Origin of the sequence: Bradyrhizobium sp. HKCCYLRH3099, from assembly GCF_051167855.1 — a bacterium.
In the GTDB taxonomy this organism is placed as follows: domain Bacteria; phylum Pseudomonadota; class Alphaproteobacteria; order Rhizobiales; family Xanthobacteraceae; genus Bradyrhizobium.
The window spans coordinates 202,242-218,715 of the sequence record NZ_JBNPTW010000010.1; the positions used below are offsets into that span (position 1 = coordinate 202,242).

Genomic DNA, 16,474 nt, shown 5'->3' on the forward strand with positions numbered 1-16,474 from the left:
CTCGGCCAGTTCACTGGAATGACGAAATCTTTCTTCTCAAACCATAATTCTTGACCTATCGCAATGCAGTCTTAAGCCGGATATCGCGTGCGACGCGCGACATCGACATAGGTCAGTTTTTCCGAGAAATTGCCGCACGCCGTGGTTTCCCGGACAACGGGCGCTTGACAGCCGTGCAGCGCGATGTAGGCAACGGAACAAAGGCCGTTTGCGAGGCTGATTCGGCGAGGCGCAGCGGCAGTGTCCGGGTGCGGCCATATTTCGTATCGTTTCGCGCCGTAGGCTGACGACACTGTCCTCATGACGCCATCATTGCCGTATCATGGCGTCGGATGCGCAGATCACCCACAGGAAATTGTCATGGCACCGACCCGGATCAGGGTTTCAACGGACAGGACAGCTGACATGCCGATCCCAGCTGCGAATGACTCGCGCCGTTCGTGCCGATTCAGCTCCACGCGCGCGCGCCTTGCGGCAATAACCTCAGTAATCGCCATGCTCGCTGCGACTGCAATCGGCATGCCTCAGTCCGCACACGCGCAGGGCGCCGTGCGCTCGGTGCATGGCGACTGGCAGATCCGCTGCGATACGCCGCCGGGCGCGCAGAACGAGCAGTGCGCGCTGATTCAGAGCGTCGTCGCCGAGGACCGCTCCAATGCCGGCCTCACCGTGATCATGCTGAAGACGGCGGACCAGAAAAGCCGGCTGATGCGCGTCGTCGCGCCGCTCGGCGTGCTGCTGCCGTCCGGCCTCGGCCTGAAGCTCGACAACCAGGATGTCGGCCGCGCCGGCTTCGTGCGCTGCCTGCCGAACGGCTGTGTCGCCGAGGTGGTGCTCGAGGACAAGCTGCTCGGCCAGCTCAAGACCGCGAAGACCGCGACCTTCATCATCTTCGAGACGCCGGAGGAAGGCATCGGCTTCCCGCTGAGCCTGAACGGCCTCGCCGACGGCTTCGACAAGCTGCCGTGACGGGGCGGCACGTCCGCCCGCTTTGACACATTGGCGTGATCACGAACGTGATCGCGCGCCCTCCCCCGTGGTGTCCAGCGCCAGGGCCATCACCAGCAGCGTCTTGTCGAAGCCGTCGTCGCCGGCTTCGCGCGGCTGCACCGCCTTCAGCAGGAAGCCGGCCTTCTGGTACAGCCGGATGGCATTGGTGTTGCTGCGGTAAACCGTGAGCTCGACGCGCGAGAAGCCCGCCGCCCGCGCGGCCTCCAGCGTGGCCGCCATCAGCCGCCGCCCCAAGCCCTGATGCCGGAACTGCGGCAATAGGCCCATGCCGAGCACCCCGACCCGGGCATCGATTGGCCCTGATTTGGGCGTCACATCGCACCAGCCGACGACCTCGCCGGCCGAGAGCGCGACGAATTGCGGGTATCCCTCGTGAATGTTGTTCAGAATGAAGGCGCGCGTGGACTCCAGCGGCGGCGCCTGCACGAACGACAGATAGCGCCGCTCGCGCGCGACGAAATCGAGCGTGCGATGGAAGCTCTCGATATGGGTGGCAGTGATGGGAACGATCTCAACCATGTCAGTTCGGTAATCATCCAGCCCCTCGCGCCCCGACGTCAAAACAACTATCTTGGAATGAACGCTCCGACAACGGATTGCCCCATGACAGCTCCCACCACCTCTCTGCTCGAGCGCGCCAATCTGGATCGTGATGCGGTCCGGAACGAGGTCGCGCGCGGCCTTTCCGGCGCCGATGACGGCGAATTGTTCTTCGAATACAGCCAGACCGAGGCGCTGATGTTCGACAATGGCCGGCTCAAGCAGGCGACCTATGACACCAGCCAGGGATTCGGCCTGCGCGCGGTCAAGGACGATGCGGTCGGCTACGCCCATTCCTCCGACGTCTCGCTGCCGGCGCTGATGCGAGCGGCCGATGCCGTCAGCGCCGTGCGCGGCGGCTATTCCGGCACGTTCGCGAGCGCGCCGCCGCACACCAATGTTCGGCTCTATGCCGATGACAATCCGCTCGACGCCCCCGGGTTCGAAAGCAAGGTCAAGCTGCTCGGCGAGATCGACGCCTATCTGCGCGACAAGGATCCGCGCGTGCGCCAGGTGACGGTCAGCCTGGGCGCGACCTGGCAGGTGGTCGAGATCCTGCGACCCGACGGCGAGAGCTATCGCGACATCCGCCCGCTGGTGCGCGTCAACGTCTCCGTCGTCGCCGGCCAGGGCGATCGCCAGGAGAGCGGCAGCAAGGGCTATGGCGGCCGCGAGCCTTACGCGCGGTTCATCGAGACCAAGGCGTGGCGCGAGGCCGCCGATGGCGCGCTGCGCGAGGCTCTGGTCAACCTCGAATCTGTCCCCGCCCCCGCCGGCGAGATGGACGTCGTGCTTGGCGCCGGCTGGCCCGGCGTGATGCTGCATGAAGCCGTCGGCCACGGCCTCGAGGGCGACTTCAACCGCAAGAAGACCTCGGCCTTCGCCGGGCTGCTGGGCAAGCCGGTCGCCGCCAAGGGCGTCACCGTGGTCGACGACGGCACCATGGCCTCGCGCCGCGGCTCGCTGTCGATCGACGACGAGGGCACGCCCACCAGCCGCACCGTGCTGATCGAGGACGGCATCCTGGTCGGCTACATGCAGGACCGCCAGAACGCGCGCCTGATGAACATGGCGCCGACCGGCAACGGCCGCCGCCAGGGCTACGCGCATGTGCCGATGCCGCGCATGACCAACACCTACATGCTGGCCGGCGAGCGCGATCCGGCCGAGATCATCGCCTCCGTCAAGAACGGCATCTACGCGGTCAATTTTGGCGGCGGCCAGGTCGACATCACCTCGGGCAAATACGTCTTCCAGTGCACCGAGGCCTACAAGATCGAGAACGGCAAGGTCGGCGCGCCGGTCAAGGGCGCGATGCTGATCGGCAACGGCCCGACCGACCTCAACCGCATCAGCATGATCGGCAACGACCTCGCGCTGGACACCGGCATCGGCACCTGCGGCAAACAGGGCCAGGGCGTGCCGGTCGGCGTCGGCCAGCCGACCTTGCGCATGGATCGCATCACGGTCGGAGGCACCGGACGATGAGCCTCGACAAGATGTCTACGGGCAAGACCGTCACCAAGGCGCCGCGCAAGGATACGACGACATGGGGCGGGCAGCTCGCCCAGCTCGCCGCCGTCGTCATGATCGTGTTCGTCGCCAAGGGTGCAATCGCCGAGCCGTTCTACGTGCCGTCGGGCTCGATGGAGCCGACGCTCCTGATCGGCGACGCCCTGCTGGCGTCGAAGTTTCCCTACGGCTACGGCACCTCGTCGCTGCCGATGCAGATCACCCTGCCGGAGACCGGACGGCTGTTCGGCGAAACGCCGAAGCGCGGCGATGTCGTCGTGTTCCGCTGGCCGGGCGACAATTCGCAGGCCTGGGTGAAGCGCGTCGTCGGCCTGCCCGGCGACCGCATCCAGATGCGCCAGGGCCAGCTCTACATCAACGGTGAGGCTGCGGCGCTCAAGCCGGACGGCATCGGCGATGCCGAGGACGACAGCGGCCGCAACGAGCCGGCCTATCGCTACGTCGAGACCCTGCCGAACGGCGTGTCGCATCTGATCTTCAAGATGCGCGACAACGGCCGGCTCGACAACACGCCGGAGGTCACCGTGCCGCCCGGCAAGCTGTTCGTGCTCGGCGACAACCGGGACAACTCCGCCGACAGCCGCGTCTCCTTGCGCGACGGCGGCGTCGGCCTCCTGCCGATCGACAACCTCGTCGGCCGCGCCGATGCGGTGGTCGGCTCCTGGGACCTCGGCTTCAAGAATCAGCCGGTCTGGGCCTGGCTGTCGGGCTTCCGGCTCGATCGCTTCTTCACGGCCGTCCGCTGAGCGGACGACGCCCGTGACCTTCGACGATGTCAGGGCGCTCGCGCTGGCATGGCCGGAGGTCGAGGACGGCATCTCCTATGGCACGCCGGCGCTGAAGGTGCGCAAGAAGCTGCTGGCGCGGCTGAAGGAGGATGGCGACAGCCTCGTCCTCCCCGGCGTGCCCTCCGACGAGCGCGCGATGCTGGTCGAGAGCCGGCCAAGACTGTTCTATTTCACCGATCATTACCGCGACTATCCGATCGTGCTGCTGCGGCTGTCCAAGGCGACGATCGCTGACGTCGAGCCGCTGTTGCAGCGGCAGTGGCGGACGCTGGCGTCGAAGAAGGCGCTTGCGGCGTTCGACAGCGGCTGAGTGTCTGGCGTTATTCCCAGAGCCGGAAGCGTTAGACGCACGTGATCGGGCCAGCGTTCCCTGCTATCGACAGCCATGACCGAGGATGACTTCGTCACATCAGCGCTGCGCAATCCCCTCAACGCGGCGATCATGGATGTGCTGCGTGCGACTGCGTTGCCGGATGCGTGGCTCGTCTCGGGGTGCCTCGTGCAGACGGTCTGGAACGTGCGGACGGGACGCACCGTCGATCACGGCATTCTCGACTACGACGTCTTCTATTTCGATCCCGACACATCATGGGAGGCGGAGGACGCGGTGATCCGCCGGATGGCCGCCTGTCTCAACGTCATCGATGCCAAGGTCGAAGTCCGCAACCAGGCGCGCGTCCATCTCTGGTACCCGGCCAAGCATGGCCGGCCCTACCCGCCGCTTGCCCGTTCAACCGACGGCATCGACCGCTTTCTCACGGCCAACACGCAGGTCGGGATTCGTCCTGTCGACCGCGGATATGAGGTCTATGCGCCGAGGGGCTTCGACGATATCGATCGGATGATCGTCCGGCCAAACTACACGGCCAACTTCTCGGCGGTGAACTACGCGGCGAAAGCAGAACGTTGGAAGGCGCTGTGGCCGGAGATCACAGTCATCGCCGCCGAGGAATAATCCGGCGGGATCGCAACAGCTCTATCCACGCGTCATTCCGGGGCGCGCGCAGCGCGAGCCCGGAATCCATTTCTCGTCAGGGCTCGCGGCCAGATGGATTCCGGGCTCGTGCCGCTGCGCGGCCCGCCCCGGAATGACAGCGAGTGTGTGGCGCTGTCGGCGTATCCCACTTGCTAGATCGACGTCGTCAGCGCCGTCAGCCACGCCGGCGAGTTCTCGACCAGCCAGGTCTCGAGTTGCTTGTCGGCGCCGCTGAGGATCGCAACAGCCACGACGACGAACGCCGCACCCATCAGCATCTTGCCGAGTTGGCCTGCCGACAGCAGCCGCGCCCGCAGGCGTATCATAGTGGTGCGCGACACCAGTCCGAGCACGACCAGCGGCAGGCCGGCACCGAGCCCGAACGCCAGCATCGTCAATGTCACGCGGACGAGATCCTGTCCTTGCGACGCCAGCAGCGAAGCGGCCCCTAGCGTCGGCCCGACGCAGGGCGACCAGACCGCACCCAGCAGCAGCCCGATCACGAACTGGCCGCCTGCGCCCGAGGCCGCGAAGCCTTGGGAATGCTGGTCGGCCCAGCGCTGCACCGGTCCGCCGGCGACCGCGAGTTGCGCCTGCCAGGACGGCACCAGCAGGACAATTCCGATCCCAAACATGAGGACCGCCGCGACGACACGGAACACGCCGGCATCGAGGCCGACGCTGCTGCCCGCCACCGCAATGAACAGGCCGATGCCGGTAAACGACAGCGCGAGGCCCGCCGCGAGCGCCAGCGCGCCGCGCGGATGCGCCGAGGCCGCCGCGCCGAGCACGATCGGCACCAGCGGCAGCACGCAGGGCGACAGGATCGAGAGCAGGCCCGCCACGAAGGCCAGCGCCAGCGCGATCATGGCGCGTTACAGACTCTTGTCGAGCAGCGCCGCGATCGAGGCTTCCTTGGTGTCGCCGACCGAGCGACCGGCCTCGCTCGCGCCCTTGAAGACGATCAAGGTCGACTGCATCTGAGCGCCAAAGCCTTTCACGACCGGCTTCTGGTCGTCGAAATCGACGCGGAAGATCTTCAGATCCTTGAACTTCGGCTCGGCCGCCAGCCTGTCGATGATCGGCTTCTGCGCCTTGCAGGTGGGACACCAGCCGGCATGGATCTCGATCAGGATCGGCTGGCCGGCCGTCTGTGCTGCCTTGAAAGCCGCATCAGAATAGGGGGTGGTGTCGACCGCGAAGGCCGCCCCCATGCCTGCAGCGGCGACGACGGCAGCGACCGCTGCGGTGGCAAAGATTCTGCGCGAAAACATCATGGCTCATCCCGATCCCAGCGTTGCGACAGGCAGCCGGCAGCAAGAGAGCTCCGGCGCCGCCCTTCACTACGGATGGGACCGATGCGACGTTACGCCTCGATGGACGAATTTTCGGCGGCTAATGGGGCGATGCGTCAGCGCACCACGCCGGAGGTAAACCCGGCCCGCCGCCGCGGCGGCTTGATCTCCTTCTTCAGGAAGCAGTGCGCTTCCTTGCCGGCATAGCCGGGGCGGGCGAAGGTCCAGGCGCGGCATTTGTTGTCGCCGGTGCAGGCCGCCTTGCAGATCTCCTCGGCGTCGGCGGCCTTTTCATCCTTCTTGTCGGCCGCCTTCTCCCCACCCTTGTCGGCGGCCTTCTCGGCCTTGTCGCCGCCCTTCAGATCGGTGGTCTTGATGTCGAAGCTGCGATAGTCGCCGCCGGGCCGATCGATCGAGGTTTCCACCGCATCGTTGCGGACCTCGACGACGCCGGCGCCGCGCACACCGGAGACGCAGCAATTATCAGGCACCCGGGCCGGGACGCTGTTCTTCAGCCAGCACACCGCGCCCGCTTCCATCACGGTCGGATAGTTGAAGCTCCAGGCGCGGCAACGCCGGTCGTGCTCGCACAGCAGCGCGCAATCGGCCGGATCGCCCGAGGCGATCGGCGCGCTCATGTAGTCGCCACCGGGGCGGTCGGAATAGGTCTGGGCTTCGGCGGACGTCAGGCAAGCGACGGCGAGCAGGCAAACGAATGCCCGCAGCCATGCGCCGATCAGGCGCCCCGCGCGCCACCGCTGAACCATTGGACCCATTGTTAACGTTCGAGTTTTTCTGACGTATTCTTGGACCGTCATTTGATGGCCACGAACCTGTATGGCCGATGAACGGGAGCGACGGGTCAGAACAGCCGGAGGCAAAGCGGAGGCAAAGAACGGCCTGACGGCCTTCACGATACACAACGAAACAAAAAACAATGCAGATGCCACGTTCTTCGCGTGGCGGAACCGGTTTGGCGCACGCAGCCGCGGAGGCCGCGTGCGCCAAGATGCTCAGCGCAACCGCGTCTGGTCAGAACGCATATTCGTCATAGGCCGGCTCGACCGAACCGTGCCAGGGACCGTTGAACTTCTCCAGCATCTCCTCGGCGGGCGAGCGGCCGCAATCGATGATCTGGTCGAGCGGCTCGAGGTAGCGGCTTTCGTCGCGGCCGAGATGATCGACGCGGTTGCGCCGGCGCAGGCCGAGATGCGCCAGGGTCAGGCACTCCTTGGCGACCTCGAACACATAGCGGTTGCGGATGCGCGCCTTGAAGCCGAGCCGGGGAACGTCGTCGCGCAGGTTCTGGCGCTCGAACGCGGTCCAGTTCTTGACCAGCTCCCAGGCCGCATCGAGGCTCTCATCGTCGTAGAGCAGGCCGACCCAGAACGCCGGCAGCGCCGGCAGACGGCCCCACGGCACGCCGTCGGCGCCGCGCATCTCCAGATAGCGCTTCAGCCGCACCTCGGGAAACGCCGTGGAGAGATGATTGGCCCAGTCCGACAAGGTCGGGCGCTCGCCCGGCATCGCCGGGTTCTTGCCCTCGAAGAAATCGCGGAACGAGGTGCCGGAGACGTCGATATAGTCTTCCTCGCGCTTGACGAAATACATGGGCACGTCGAGCGCGTAGTCGACCCAACGCTCGAAACCCATGCCGTCCTCGAACGCCCAGGGAATCATGCCCGAACGCTGATTGTCGGTGTCACGCCAGATCTCGGAGCGGAATGACAGGAAGCCGTTCGGCTTGCCTTCGGTAAACGGCGAATTGGCGAACAGCGCGGTCGCGATCGGTTGCAGCGCCACCGACACGCGCAGCTTCTTGATCATGTCGGCTTCGGAGGAGAAGTCGAGATTGGTCTGCACCGTGCAGGTGCGGAACATCATGTCGAGGCCGTAGCTGCCGACCTTCGGCATGTAGCCGCGCATGATCTTGTAGCGGCCTTTCGGCATCACCGGGATTTCGTCACGCGACCAGGACGGCGTCATGCCGAGGCCGAGGAAGCCGATGCCGAGCGGGGTCGCGATCTCGCGCACCTGCGCCAGATGCGCCATCAGCTCGCTCTGGGTCTGGTGCACGGTCTCGACCGGCGCGCCTGACAGTTCGAACTGGCCGCCCGGCTCCAGCGAAATCGCGCCGCCGCCAGTGACGTCGTAGAGCCCGATGATGTTGCCGCGCTCCATGATCGGCTCCCAGCCGAGCAGGAGCTTCATGCCTTCGAGCAGCGCGCCGATGCCGCGCGCGCCCTCGTAAGGCACGGGGCGATGCCCCTCCAGCGTGAACGGCGTCTTCTCGTGCTCGGTTCCGATGCGGAAGGCGGACGGCGGTTTCACCCCCGCCTCCAGCCACGCCACGAGTTCGTCGCGCGACTGCAGCGGGGTCATATCGATCTGGTCACGCGCCATGGGAGTCTCGGTGGAAGCGCGCGTCGAGGATCGCGCGGGGTGACAGGAACGGCCGCGGCCCCGAGGGGACCGCGGATGTGGATGGCATCGGATGGCTCATCGGGGCGACGCGCCTTCTGCGGCAGAGAGTTGCGCGGCCTGACCGCAGGAACAGCCGAGCCGGTCGAGCAAGGTGCACAGCTTGGCGGCGTCGGCATCCGACAGCTTGGAGCCGACGTGCTTCTCGATCGCGGCCGAATAGGCCGACCACATCCGCTTCTGCAGCTCGCGGCCGGCCTCGGTGATCTCCACGAATTGGCCGCGCTTGTCCATCTTGCATTCGCGCCTGACAACCAGACCTTCGTCGACCAGCCGGTCGATCAGGCGAGAAGTGGAATATTGCGGGATCAGCATCTGCCGCTCGAGCTCGACCGGACGCAGCTCGCCGGACGGAGACCGCGACAGCTCCAGAAGCGCATCATACCAGGCAAGCGGCGGGAAACCCGCCTTCTTCAGCTCCTGCTCGACGCAGTCGAGCACCCGGCTCTGCACCCGCATCAGGCGGATCCAGGCGGCGGTCGCCTCGGTCGATGGTTTGCGTTTCATGGGCCGGCTCGTATCCTCTCGACCGCCGTTCTAGCGCATTTGATGCAGCTGCATCAATCTTGACGATTCGATGCAGATGCATCAAAGCCGGGCCCTGAAGCCCCGGTTCCACGACCAAAGGTCGTCTCGCGGAGGAAAGTACGCCATGAAGCTTTATTATTCACCCGGCGCCTGCTCGCTGTCGCCCCATATTGCCCTGCTCGAAGCCGGCCTGCCCTATGACCTGGTCAAGGTCGACCTGCGCGCCAAGACCCTGGAAAATGGCGACGATTATCTCAAGGTCAATCCGAAGGGCCAAGTACCGGCCCTGGGGCTGCCGAGCGGCGAAATCGTGACCGAGGGGCCGGTCATCGTCCAGATGATCGCCGATCAGGCCAAGGACAAGGGCCTGGCCCCGGCGCGCGACAGCGGCGAGCGCTACAAGCTCCTGGAATGGCTGAACTTCATCACCTCGGAGCTGCACAAGAATTTCGGCCCGATGTTCTCGCCGGTGCTCGCCGACGACGCCAAGGCGTTCTTCAAGGACCGCGTGATGGGCAAGTTCAAGTATATCGACAGCCAGCTCGCCGGCCGCGACTATCTGATGGGCAGCCAGTTCACGGTGGCGGACGGCTACCTGTTCACGATCCTGACCTGGGCGGAGCGGATGAAGTTCGATCTGTCGGCAATGCCGAACCTGGTGGCCTACAAGAACCGCGTCGCGGCCCGGCCGAAGGTGCAGGAGGCGCTGACGAAGGAAGGGTTGATGAAGGCGGGGTGAGCGATCGCCTTTGAGGAAACGACGGTGCCGCTCCAAAGCCGGTGAGCTCCCCTCCCCCTTGCGGGGAGGGGTTGGGGGTGGGGGTCCACACGGGGACTCTAACCGTGTCCATGGACCTTCGGTCCCTACGTTGAGGCTGACCTAATGTCTCTTTCGTTCGACGTTTCTCAGCTGACCGTGAAACAACGTCTCGATCTCATCGAGCTGTTGTGGGACAGCCTGACGGCTGAAGACGTGCAACTGACTTCGGCTCAAGCAGCCGAATTGGCAAACCGCATGACCAGCTTCAATGCGGATGCACGAAACGCCGTGCCGTGGGAGGATATAGAGCGCGAGTTTACGAGCAAAGCTCGTGCTGAGACTTCGAGGTGAAGGCGGTTTTAGTCAACTGAGACCTTTTCCTGAGACCCCCACCCCCGCCCCCTCCCCGCAAGGGGGAGGGGAGCGCACCGTCGATCTGGCGCGGATGGGAGTTCTCGTTACAGGCAGCTGATCGCCGTCAAGCCGCCGCCTTCTTCGGCGGGAAGCGGCCGTAGAACGTCTCGCCCTTGGCGGCCATCTCTTCCAGCAGCTTCGGCGGGGCGAAGCGGGAGCCGTATTTCGCCGTGTATTTGTGGCACAGCTCGACGAACTTTTTCGTGCCCATGAAGTCGATGTAGGACAGCGTGCCGCCGGTGAACGGGGCGAAGCCGAAGCCGAGGATGGAGCCGACATCGGCCTCGCGCACGTCGGTGATGACGTGGTCCTCGACGGTGCGTGCGGCTTCCACCGCCTGCACCACCAGGAAACGTTGCTTCAGCTCCTCGACATCGAGCGTATCCGGATCGAGATGCTTGGGCTGCAGCTTCGCCAGATCCGGCCACAGGCTCTTCTGACCCTTGCCCTTCTCGGGATAGTCGTAAAAACCCTTGCCGTTCTTGCGGCCGAAGCGGCCCTGCTTCTCGACCAGCTCGACCATCAGCTTCTTGTGGTCCTGGTTGATCGCGTTGGCGCCGAGATCGTGCTCGGTCGCCTTCATGATCTTCAGGCCGAGGTCGAGCGCGACCTCGTCCGACAGCGACAGCGGACCGACCGGCATGCCGGCCATCTTGGCGGCGTTCTCGATCATCGCGGGCGGCACGCCTTCGAGGAACATCTCGTTGCCCTCGGCGATGTAGCGCATCACGCAGCGATTGGCGAAGAAGCCGCGGGAATCGTTGACCACGATCGGCGTCTTGCCGATGGTGCGGACGTAGTCGAGCGCAGTCGCCAGCGCGACGTCGCCGGTCGCCTTGCCCATGATGATCTCGACCAGCATCATCTTCTCGACCGGCGAGAAGAAATGGATGCCAATGAAGCGGCCCTGGTCCTTGAACTCCTCGGCCAGCGAGGTGATCGGCAGCGTCGAGGTGTTCGAGGCGAAGATCGCGCCGTCCTTCAGATGCGCTTGCGCCTTGGCATAGGTCTCGGCCTTGACCTTGCGGTCCTCGAACACGGCCTCGATGACGAGGTCGCACTCCTTCAAGGCGGCGTAGTCGGCGGTCGCGGTGATGCGGCTCATGATCGCCTCGGCCTCGCCGGGCTTGGCGCGCCCCTTCTTGACGAGACCGTCGATCACGCTCTGCGCGTGAGCCTTGCCCTTGTCGGCGCTCTCCTGGTCGCGATCGATCAGTACGACTTCGAGTCCGCCACGCGCGGACACGTAGCCCACACTGGCGCCCATGAAGCCGGCGCCGATCACGGCGATCTTCTTCAGCTTAGTGGCCGGCACGTCGGCCGGGCGGCGCGCGCCCTTGTTCAGTTCCTGCATCGACAGGAACAGGCTGCGGATCATCGCCGCGGCTTCCTTCGAGCGCAGGATGTAGCTGAAATAACGCGACTCGACGCGCAGCGCGGCATCGATCGGCAACTGCAGGCCTTCATAGACGCAGCTCATGATGGCGCGCGCGGCCGGATAGTTGTCGTAGGTCTCGCGGCGGTAGATGGCGTTGCCGGCCGGGAACATCATCATGCCGTTCTTGGAGAACACCGGGCCGCCGGGCAGCTTGAAGCCCTTCTCGTCCCACGGCTGAACCGCCTTGCCGCCGCCCTTGATCCAGTCCTTGGCGGCCTTGATCAGATCAGCCGCCGGCACGATCGCGTCGACCAGCTTCAGCGCCTTGGCCTTGTCGAGGGTGAGCGCCTCGCCCTTCAACAACAGGTTCATCGCGTCCTGCGGCTGCACGATGCGCGGCACGCGCTGGGTGCCGCCGGCGCCGGGGAACAGGCCGACCTTGATCTCGGGCAGGCCGAGGCGGGTCTTCGGATTCTCGGCGGCGACGCGGTGGTGGCAGGCGAGCGTCAGCTCGAAGCCGCCGCCGAGCGCGAGGCCGTTGATCGCGGCGACCCACGGCTTGCCGGAGGTTTCCATCGCCCGGTAGATCTGCGAGAAGCGCCGGCTGTTGTCGAACAGCATCTGGTTGGCGGCTTCCTCGCCCTTGCTCTTCAGCACCTCGAGATAGGTGCGGTTCATGCCCTCGAGCATCGACAGATCGGCGCCGGCGCAGAACGCTTCCTTGGCCGAAGTAATGACGACACCCTTGATCGCAGCGTCAGCGGTGGTGTCCTTGACGAGCGTCTCGAGCTCGATCGCCGAGGTCTCGTCGAGCACGTTCATCGAACGGCCCGGAATGTCCCAGGTGATCAGCGCAATGCCGTCGGCATCGGTTTCGAGTTTGAAGTTCTTGAAGGCCATGTGGTGCTCCCAGATACGAAGGGGGTGTGCTGATCCAGCATCAGCCCCGGGGGAATTCTGCCCCCCTCCCCCTTGCGGGGAGGGGTTGGGGGTGGGGGTCCTCACGGGGACTGGAGCGCGTGGCACCCCCCTCCCCGACCCTCCCCCGCAAGGGGGGAGGGAGCCCACCGTCACACCCGCTCGATGATGGTCGCGGTGCCCATGCCGCCGCCGATGCACAGCGTGACCAGCGCGGTCGCCTTGCCGGTGCGCTCCAGCTCGTCGAGCACCGTGCCCAGGATCATCGCGCCGGTGGCGCCGAGCGGATGACCGAGCGCGATGGCGCCGCCATTGACATTGATCTTGTCCTTGTCGATCTCGAACGCCTGCATGTAGCGCAGCACGACGGACGCGAACGCCTCGTTGAGCTCGAACAGGTCGATGTCGGACTTCTTCATGCCGGAACGCTCGAACAGCTTCTCGGTCACGTCGACCGGACCGGTCAGCATCATCGCCGGCTCCGAGCCAATGTTCGCGAAGGCACGGATCTTCGCGCGCGGCTTCATGCCGTACTTCTCGCCGGCCTCCTTGCTGCCGAGCAGCACCGCGCCGGCGCCGTCGACAATGCCGGACGAGTTGCCGGCGTGATGCACGTAGTTGACCCGCTCGATCTCCGGATGCGACTGCACCGCGACCGCATCGAAGCCGCCCATCTGCGCCATCGCCGCGAACGACGGCTGCAGCTGCGCCAGCGACTGCATCGTTGTCGAGGGACGCATGTGCTCGTCCTTGGCGAGGATGGTCAGGCCGTTGATGTCCTTGACCGGCACGACCGACTTGCTGAAGCGGCCTTCCTCCCAGGACTTCGCCGCGCGCTGCTGGCTCTGCACCGCATAGGCATCGACGTCGTCGCGCGAGAATCCGTATTTGGTCGCGATCAAATCGGCCGAGATGCCCTGCGGCATGAAGTAGGACGGCACCGCCATCGAGGGGTCCATCGGCCAGGCGCCGCCGGAGGCGCCGATGCCGACGCGGCTCATCGATTCCGCGCCGCCGCCGATGACGAGCTCATGCTGGCCGCTCATGATCTGAGCGGCGGCGAAGTTCACGGCGTCGAGGCCGGAGGCGCAGAAGCGGCTGATCTGCACGCCCGGCACGGCCTCGCCGAGGCCGGCGTTCAGCGCGGCGAAGCGCGCGATGTCAGAGCCGGCTTCGCCGACGGGATCGACCACGCCGAGCACGACGTCATCCACGGCGTCCTCGGGAATGTTGTTGCGGTCCTTGAGCGCCTTCAGCGGGACGGTGGCGAGCGCGAGCGCGGTCACCTCATGCAGGGCGCCGTCGGACTTGCCGCGGCCGCGGGGAGTACGCACGTGGTCGTAGATAAAGGCCTCAGGCATCACGCCCTCCTCATCTGGTCCAGTTTGTCGTTGTCAGCATAAGGCGAAGGCCGGCACGCACCGCGCACCGGCCTTCTCCGAAATCAGAAGGCTTCCGCCGGCAATTCCATCACGGTCGCGCAGCCGGCCTGCAGGCGGGCGAGATGCGCCGCCGTCTCGGGCAGCACGCGCTCCATGAAGAAGCGACCCGTCACCAGCTTGGTGGTGAGATAGGTCGAGCTGTCGCCGGCGGCGATCTTGTCCTGCGCCACCTTGGCCATCTTCGCCCACATGTAGCCGAAGGTGACCAGCGCGAAGAGATGCATGTAGTCGGTCGCCGCCGCACCGGCATTGTCCGGCTTGGTCATGGCGTTCTGCATCAGCCAGGTCGTGGCCTGCTGCAGATGGCCGAGCGCCATCGACAGCGGCGTGATGAACGGCTTCATCGCGTCGTTGCCGCCGTGCTCCTTGGCGAACGAACCGACCTCACCGAAGAACGCCATCACGGCGCGACCGCCGTCGCGCGGCAGCTTGCGCCCGACGAGGTCCAGCGCCTGGATGCCGTTGGCGCCCTCATAGATCATCGCAATACGCGCATCGCGCACGAACTGCTCCATGCCCCATTCGGCGATGTAGCCGTGACCGCCATACATCTGCTGCGCCTGGACCGCGTTGGCGAAGCCCATGTCGGTCATGTAGCCCTTCATGACAGGGGTCATCAGGCCCATATGATCATCGGCCGCTTGGCGGTCCTTCGGATCCTGCGAGCGATGCGCGACGTCGCTCTTCAGCGAGGTCCACACCACCATCGCGCGGGCGGCCTCATTGAAGGCGCGGATCGACAGCAAGGTGCGGCGCACGTCCGGATGCACGATGATCGGATCGGCGGCCTTGTCCGGCGCCTTCGGGCCGGTCAGCGAGCGGCCCTGGATGCGCTCGCGCGCATAGGCGACCGCGTTCTGATAGGCGACCTCGGACTGCGCGAGACCCTGAACGGCGACGCCGAGCCGGGCCTCGTTCATCATCACGAACATGCCTTGCATGCCCTTGTTCTCTTCGCCGATCAGCCATCCCGTGGCGTTGTCGTAGTTCATCACACAAGTCGAGTTGCCGTGGATGCCCATCTTGTGCTCGATCGAGCCGCACATCACGCCGTTGCGGGCGCCAACCGTTCCGTCCGGATTGACCAGGAACTTCGGCACGACGAACAGCGACACGCCCTTGATGCCGGCCGGCGCGCCCTCGATGCGGGCGAGCACGAGATGGATGATGTTGTCAGCGAGATCGTGCTCGCCGGCGGAGATGAAGATCTTGGTGCCGGAGATCTTGAAGCTGCCGTCGTCCTGGCGCACCGCCTTGGTGCGCAGAAGGCCGAGATCGGTGCCACAATGCGGCTCGGTCAGGTTCATGGTGCCGGTCCATTCGCCGGCGACCATCTTCGGCACGTAGGTCTTCTTCTGCTCCTCGCTGCCATGCACGATGAGCGCGGCGGTCGCGCCCATGGTGAGGCCGCCATACATCGAGAACGCCATGTTGGCGGAGCACTGGAATTCATTGACGGTCTGGCTCAGCGTCACCGGCAGGCCCTGCCCGCCATATTCCGTCGGCGCCGACAGGCCGAGCCAGCCGCCCTCCTTGATCTGCTTGTAGGCGTCCTTGAAGCCCTTCGGCGTGGTCACGCTGCCGTCGTCATGCCGCTTGCAGCCTTCGAGGTCGCCTGTGCGATTCAGCGGGTGCAGCACTTCCTCTGCGAGCTTGGCGGCCTCGCCGAGGATCGCCTCGCGGACATCGGCCGAGGCATCGGAGAAGCCCGGCAGATTGTCATAGCGATCGATCTGGAACACGTCGTTGAGCAGGAAGGTCACATCTTCCACGGGGGCTTTGTAGATCGGCATCGGCGTCTCCGGCAGGAAGGCTGAAGTTTCAGACTGAGTTTGCGGACGCGGCGGATAATGCAGGCCGCGGACTGTAGCGATTTCGAGGGACTTGCGGCAGCCGTTGATTTGCGGCTGTCGGTCGCGTCACGAGTGTGTGTCAGGAGGGTTTGGTCATCGCCGCCAATTGCTCACCCATGAGGCGGTGCAGCAAATTGATCGCCTTGAGCGGGCGCACCATCACCTTGAAGTGAGTAATCAGGCCGGACTCGTCGAAGGTGATGATATCGACACCGTTGAGCTTGATTCCTTCGATCTCGTTCTCGAATTCGAGCACGGCGCCCGTGGCGTTACGCCACTCCCCGACATACTTGAATCCGGGACCACCCAACACTTTCTCAGCACTCGCGAGATATTTGAATGTGATGTCGCGGCCGCGTTGCGGCGTGTGCACGACAGGACTTTCGAACACGGCGTCCGGATGCAGCAGCTCCCGCAACGCGCCGAGATCGTGAGACCTCATATAGCCGTACCATCCGTCGAGGCCGGTCTTTGTCATTGGGCGTCTCCTCGGGGCGGAACAGGCCAGCACCACAACCACCCCATATGCACGTTGACGCATATGCGCCGATGTGCAT

Annotated in this window: 17 protein-coding genes; 7 read left to right on the forward strand and 10 right to left on the reverse strand. The window is 65.3% G+C overall.

All coding sequences use genetic code 11. The annotated features are described in order from the left end of the window. The first annotated feature begins 360 nt into the window (after positions 1 to 360). The gene (locus tag ACQR1Y_RS20480) at positions 361 to 969 is read left to right on the forward strand and encodes an invasion associated locus B family protein (protein WP_434856401.1); all 609 of its coding nucleotides are present in this window, start codon (positions 361 to 363) and stop codon (positions 967 to 969) included. Positions 970 to 1,008: 39 nt separating this feature from the next. Here ACQR1Y_RS20480 and ACQR1Y_RS20485 read toward each other — a convergent pair whose 3' ends face one another. Then, positions 1,009 to 1,530, reverse strand: coding sequence for a GNAT family N-acetyltransferase (locus ACQR1Y_RS20485; RefSeq protein WP_434877957.1), 522 nt, complete (start codon positions 1,528 to 1,530; stop codon positions 1,009 to 1,011). An 84-nt stretch (positions 1,531 to 1,614) separates the two neighbouring features. On the opposite strand from ACQR1Y_RS20485, the gene tldD reads away from it, so the two are divergent. From tldD to ACQR1Y_RS20505, 4 genes are all read left to right on the forward strand, one after another. After that, the gene (gene tldD, locus ACQR1Y_RS20490; RefSeq protein WP_434856402.1) at positions 1,615 to 3,039 is read left to right on the forward strand and encodes a metalloprotease TldD; all 1,425 of its coding nucleotides are present in this window, start codon (positions 1,615 to 1,617) and stop codon (positions 3,037 to 3,039) included. After that, positions 3,036 to 3,830 carry a signal peptidase I gene (lepB, locus tag ACQR1Y_RS20495; RefSeq protein WP_434877844.1) on the forward strand — a complete coding sequence of 265 codons (795 nt, stop codon included), beginning with the start codon at positions 3,036 to 3,038 and terminating at the stop codon, positions 3,828 to 3,830. Before tldD ends, lepB begins: the two co-directional genes overlap by 4 nt. Positions 3,831 to 3,843: 13 nt before the next feature. After that, on the forward strand, positions 3,844 to 4,182 hold the full coding sequence (locus ACQR1Y_RS20500; RefSeq protein WP_434877843.1) for an MmcQ/YjbR family DNA-binding protein: 339 nt from the start codon (positions 3,844 to 3,846) through the stop codon (positions 4,180 to 4,182). 75 nt (positions 4,183 to 4,257) lie between these two features. Further along, positions 4,258 to 4,827 carry a nucleotidyltransferase family protein gene (locus ACQR1Y_RS20505; RefSeq protein ID WP_434877842.1) on the forward strand — a complete coding sequence of 190 codons (570 nt, stop codon included), beginning with the start codon at positions 4,258 to 4,260 and terminating at the stop codon, positions 4,825 to 4,827. Between the two features lie 173 nt (positions 4,828 to 5,000). Here the strand turns inward: ACQR1Y_RS20505 and ACQR1Y_RS20510 are convergent, their stop codons facing one another. The 5 genes from ACQR1Y_RS20510 to ACQR1Y_RS20530 form a co-directional block, all read right to left on the reverse strand. Continuing rightward, positions 5,001 to 5,717 carry a cytochrome c biogenesis CcdA family protein gene (locus ACQR1Y_RS20510; protein WP_434877841.1) on the reverse strand — a complete coding sequence of 239 codons (717 nt, stop codon included), beginning with the start codon at positions 5,715 to 5,717 and terminating at the stop codon, positions 5,001 to 5,003. 6 nt (positions 5,718 to 5,723) lie between these two features. Then, complete coding sequence (locus tag ACQR1Y_RS20515) at positions 5,724 to 6,125, reverse strand: thioredoxin family protein (protein WP_434877840.1); 402 nt, start codon at positions 6,123 to 6,125, stop codon at positions 5,724 to 5,726. Between the two features lie 134 nt (positions 6,126 to 6,259). Then, entirely contained in the window at positions 6,260 to 6,910 is a 651-nt protein-coding gene (locus tag ACQR1Y_RS20520; RefSeq protein ID WP_434877839.1) for a PAN domain-containing protein, read from the reverse strand. A 265-nt stretch (positions 6,911 to 7,175) separates the two neighbouring features. Then, complete coding sequence (locus tag ACQR1Y_RS20525) at positions 7,176 to 8,546, reverse strand: glutamate--cysteine ligase (RefSeq protein WP_434856409.1); 1,371 nt, start codon at positions 8,544 to 8,546, stop codon at positions 7,176 to 7,178. Positions 8,547 to 8,642: 96 nt separating this feature from the next. Then, entirely contained in the window at positions 8,643 to 9,131 is a 489-nt protein-coding gene (locus ACQR1Y_RS20530) for a MarR family winged helix-turn-helix transcriptional regulator (RefSeq protein ID WP_434877838.1), read from the reverse strand. A 145-nt stretch (positions 9,132 to 9,276) separates the two neighbouring features. On the opposite strand from ACQR1Y_RS20530, the gene gstA reads away from it, so the two are divergent. Both gstA and ACQR1Y_RS20540 read left to right on the forward strand, forming a co-directional pair. Beyond that, the gene (gstA, locus tag ACQR1Y_RS20535; RefSeq protein WP_434877837.1) at positions 9,277 to 9,891 is read left to right on the forward strand and encodes a glutathione transferase GstA; all 615 of its coding nucleotides are present in this window, start codon (positions 9,277 to 9,279) and stop codon (positions 9,889 to 9,891) included. A gap of 144 nt (positions 9,892 to 10,035) precedes the next feature. Beyond that, the gene (locus tag ACQR1Y_RS20540; RefSeq protein ID WP_434877836.1) at positions 10,036 to 10,263 is read left to right on the forward strand and encodes an addiction module protein; all 228 of its coding nucleotides are present in this window, start codon (positions 10,036 to 10,038) and stop codon (positions 10,261 to 10,263) included. 127 nt (positions 10,264 to 10,390) lie between these two features. Here the strand turns inward: ACQR1Y_RS20540 and ACQR1Y_RS20545 are convergent, their stop codons facing one another. From ACQR1Y_RS20545 to ACQR1Y_RS20560, 4 genes are all read right to left on the reverse strand, one after another. Then, positions 10,391 to 12,604: a 3-hydroxyacyl-CoA dehydrogenase NAD-binding domain-containing protein gene (locus ACQR1Y_RS20545; protein ID WP_434877835.1), complete on the reverse strand. Its 2,214-nt coding sequence runs from the start codon at positions 12,602 to 12,604 to the stop codon at positions 10,391 to 10,393. Between the two features lie 170 nt (positions 12,605 to 12,774). Then, on the reverse strand, positions 12,775 to 13,983 hold the full coding sequence (locus ACQR1Y_RS20550) for an acetyl-CoA C-acetyltransferase (RefSeq protein ID WP_434877834.1): 1,209 nt from the start codon (positions 13,981 to 13,983) through the stop codon (positions 12,775 to 12,777). Positions 13,984 to 14,066: 83 nt separating this feature from the next. Continuing rightward, a complete protein-coding gene (locus ACQR1Y_RS20555; protein WP_434877833.1) occupies positions 14,067 to 15,857 on the reverse strand; it encodes an acyl-CoA dehydrogenase C-terminal domain-containing protein in 1,791 nt (596 codons plus the stop codon). 139 nt (positions 15,858 to 15,996) lie between these two features. Beyond that, positions 15,997 to 16,395 carry a nuclear transport factor 2 family protein gene (locus ACQR1Y_RS20560; protein WP_434877832.1) on the reverse strand — a complete coding sequence of 133 codons (399 nt, stop codon included), beginning with the start codon at positions 16,393 to 16,395 and terminating at the stop codon, positions 15,997 to 15,999. Positions 16,396 to 16,474 lie beyond the last annotated feature (79 nt).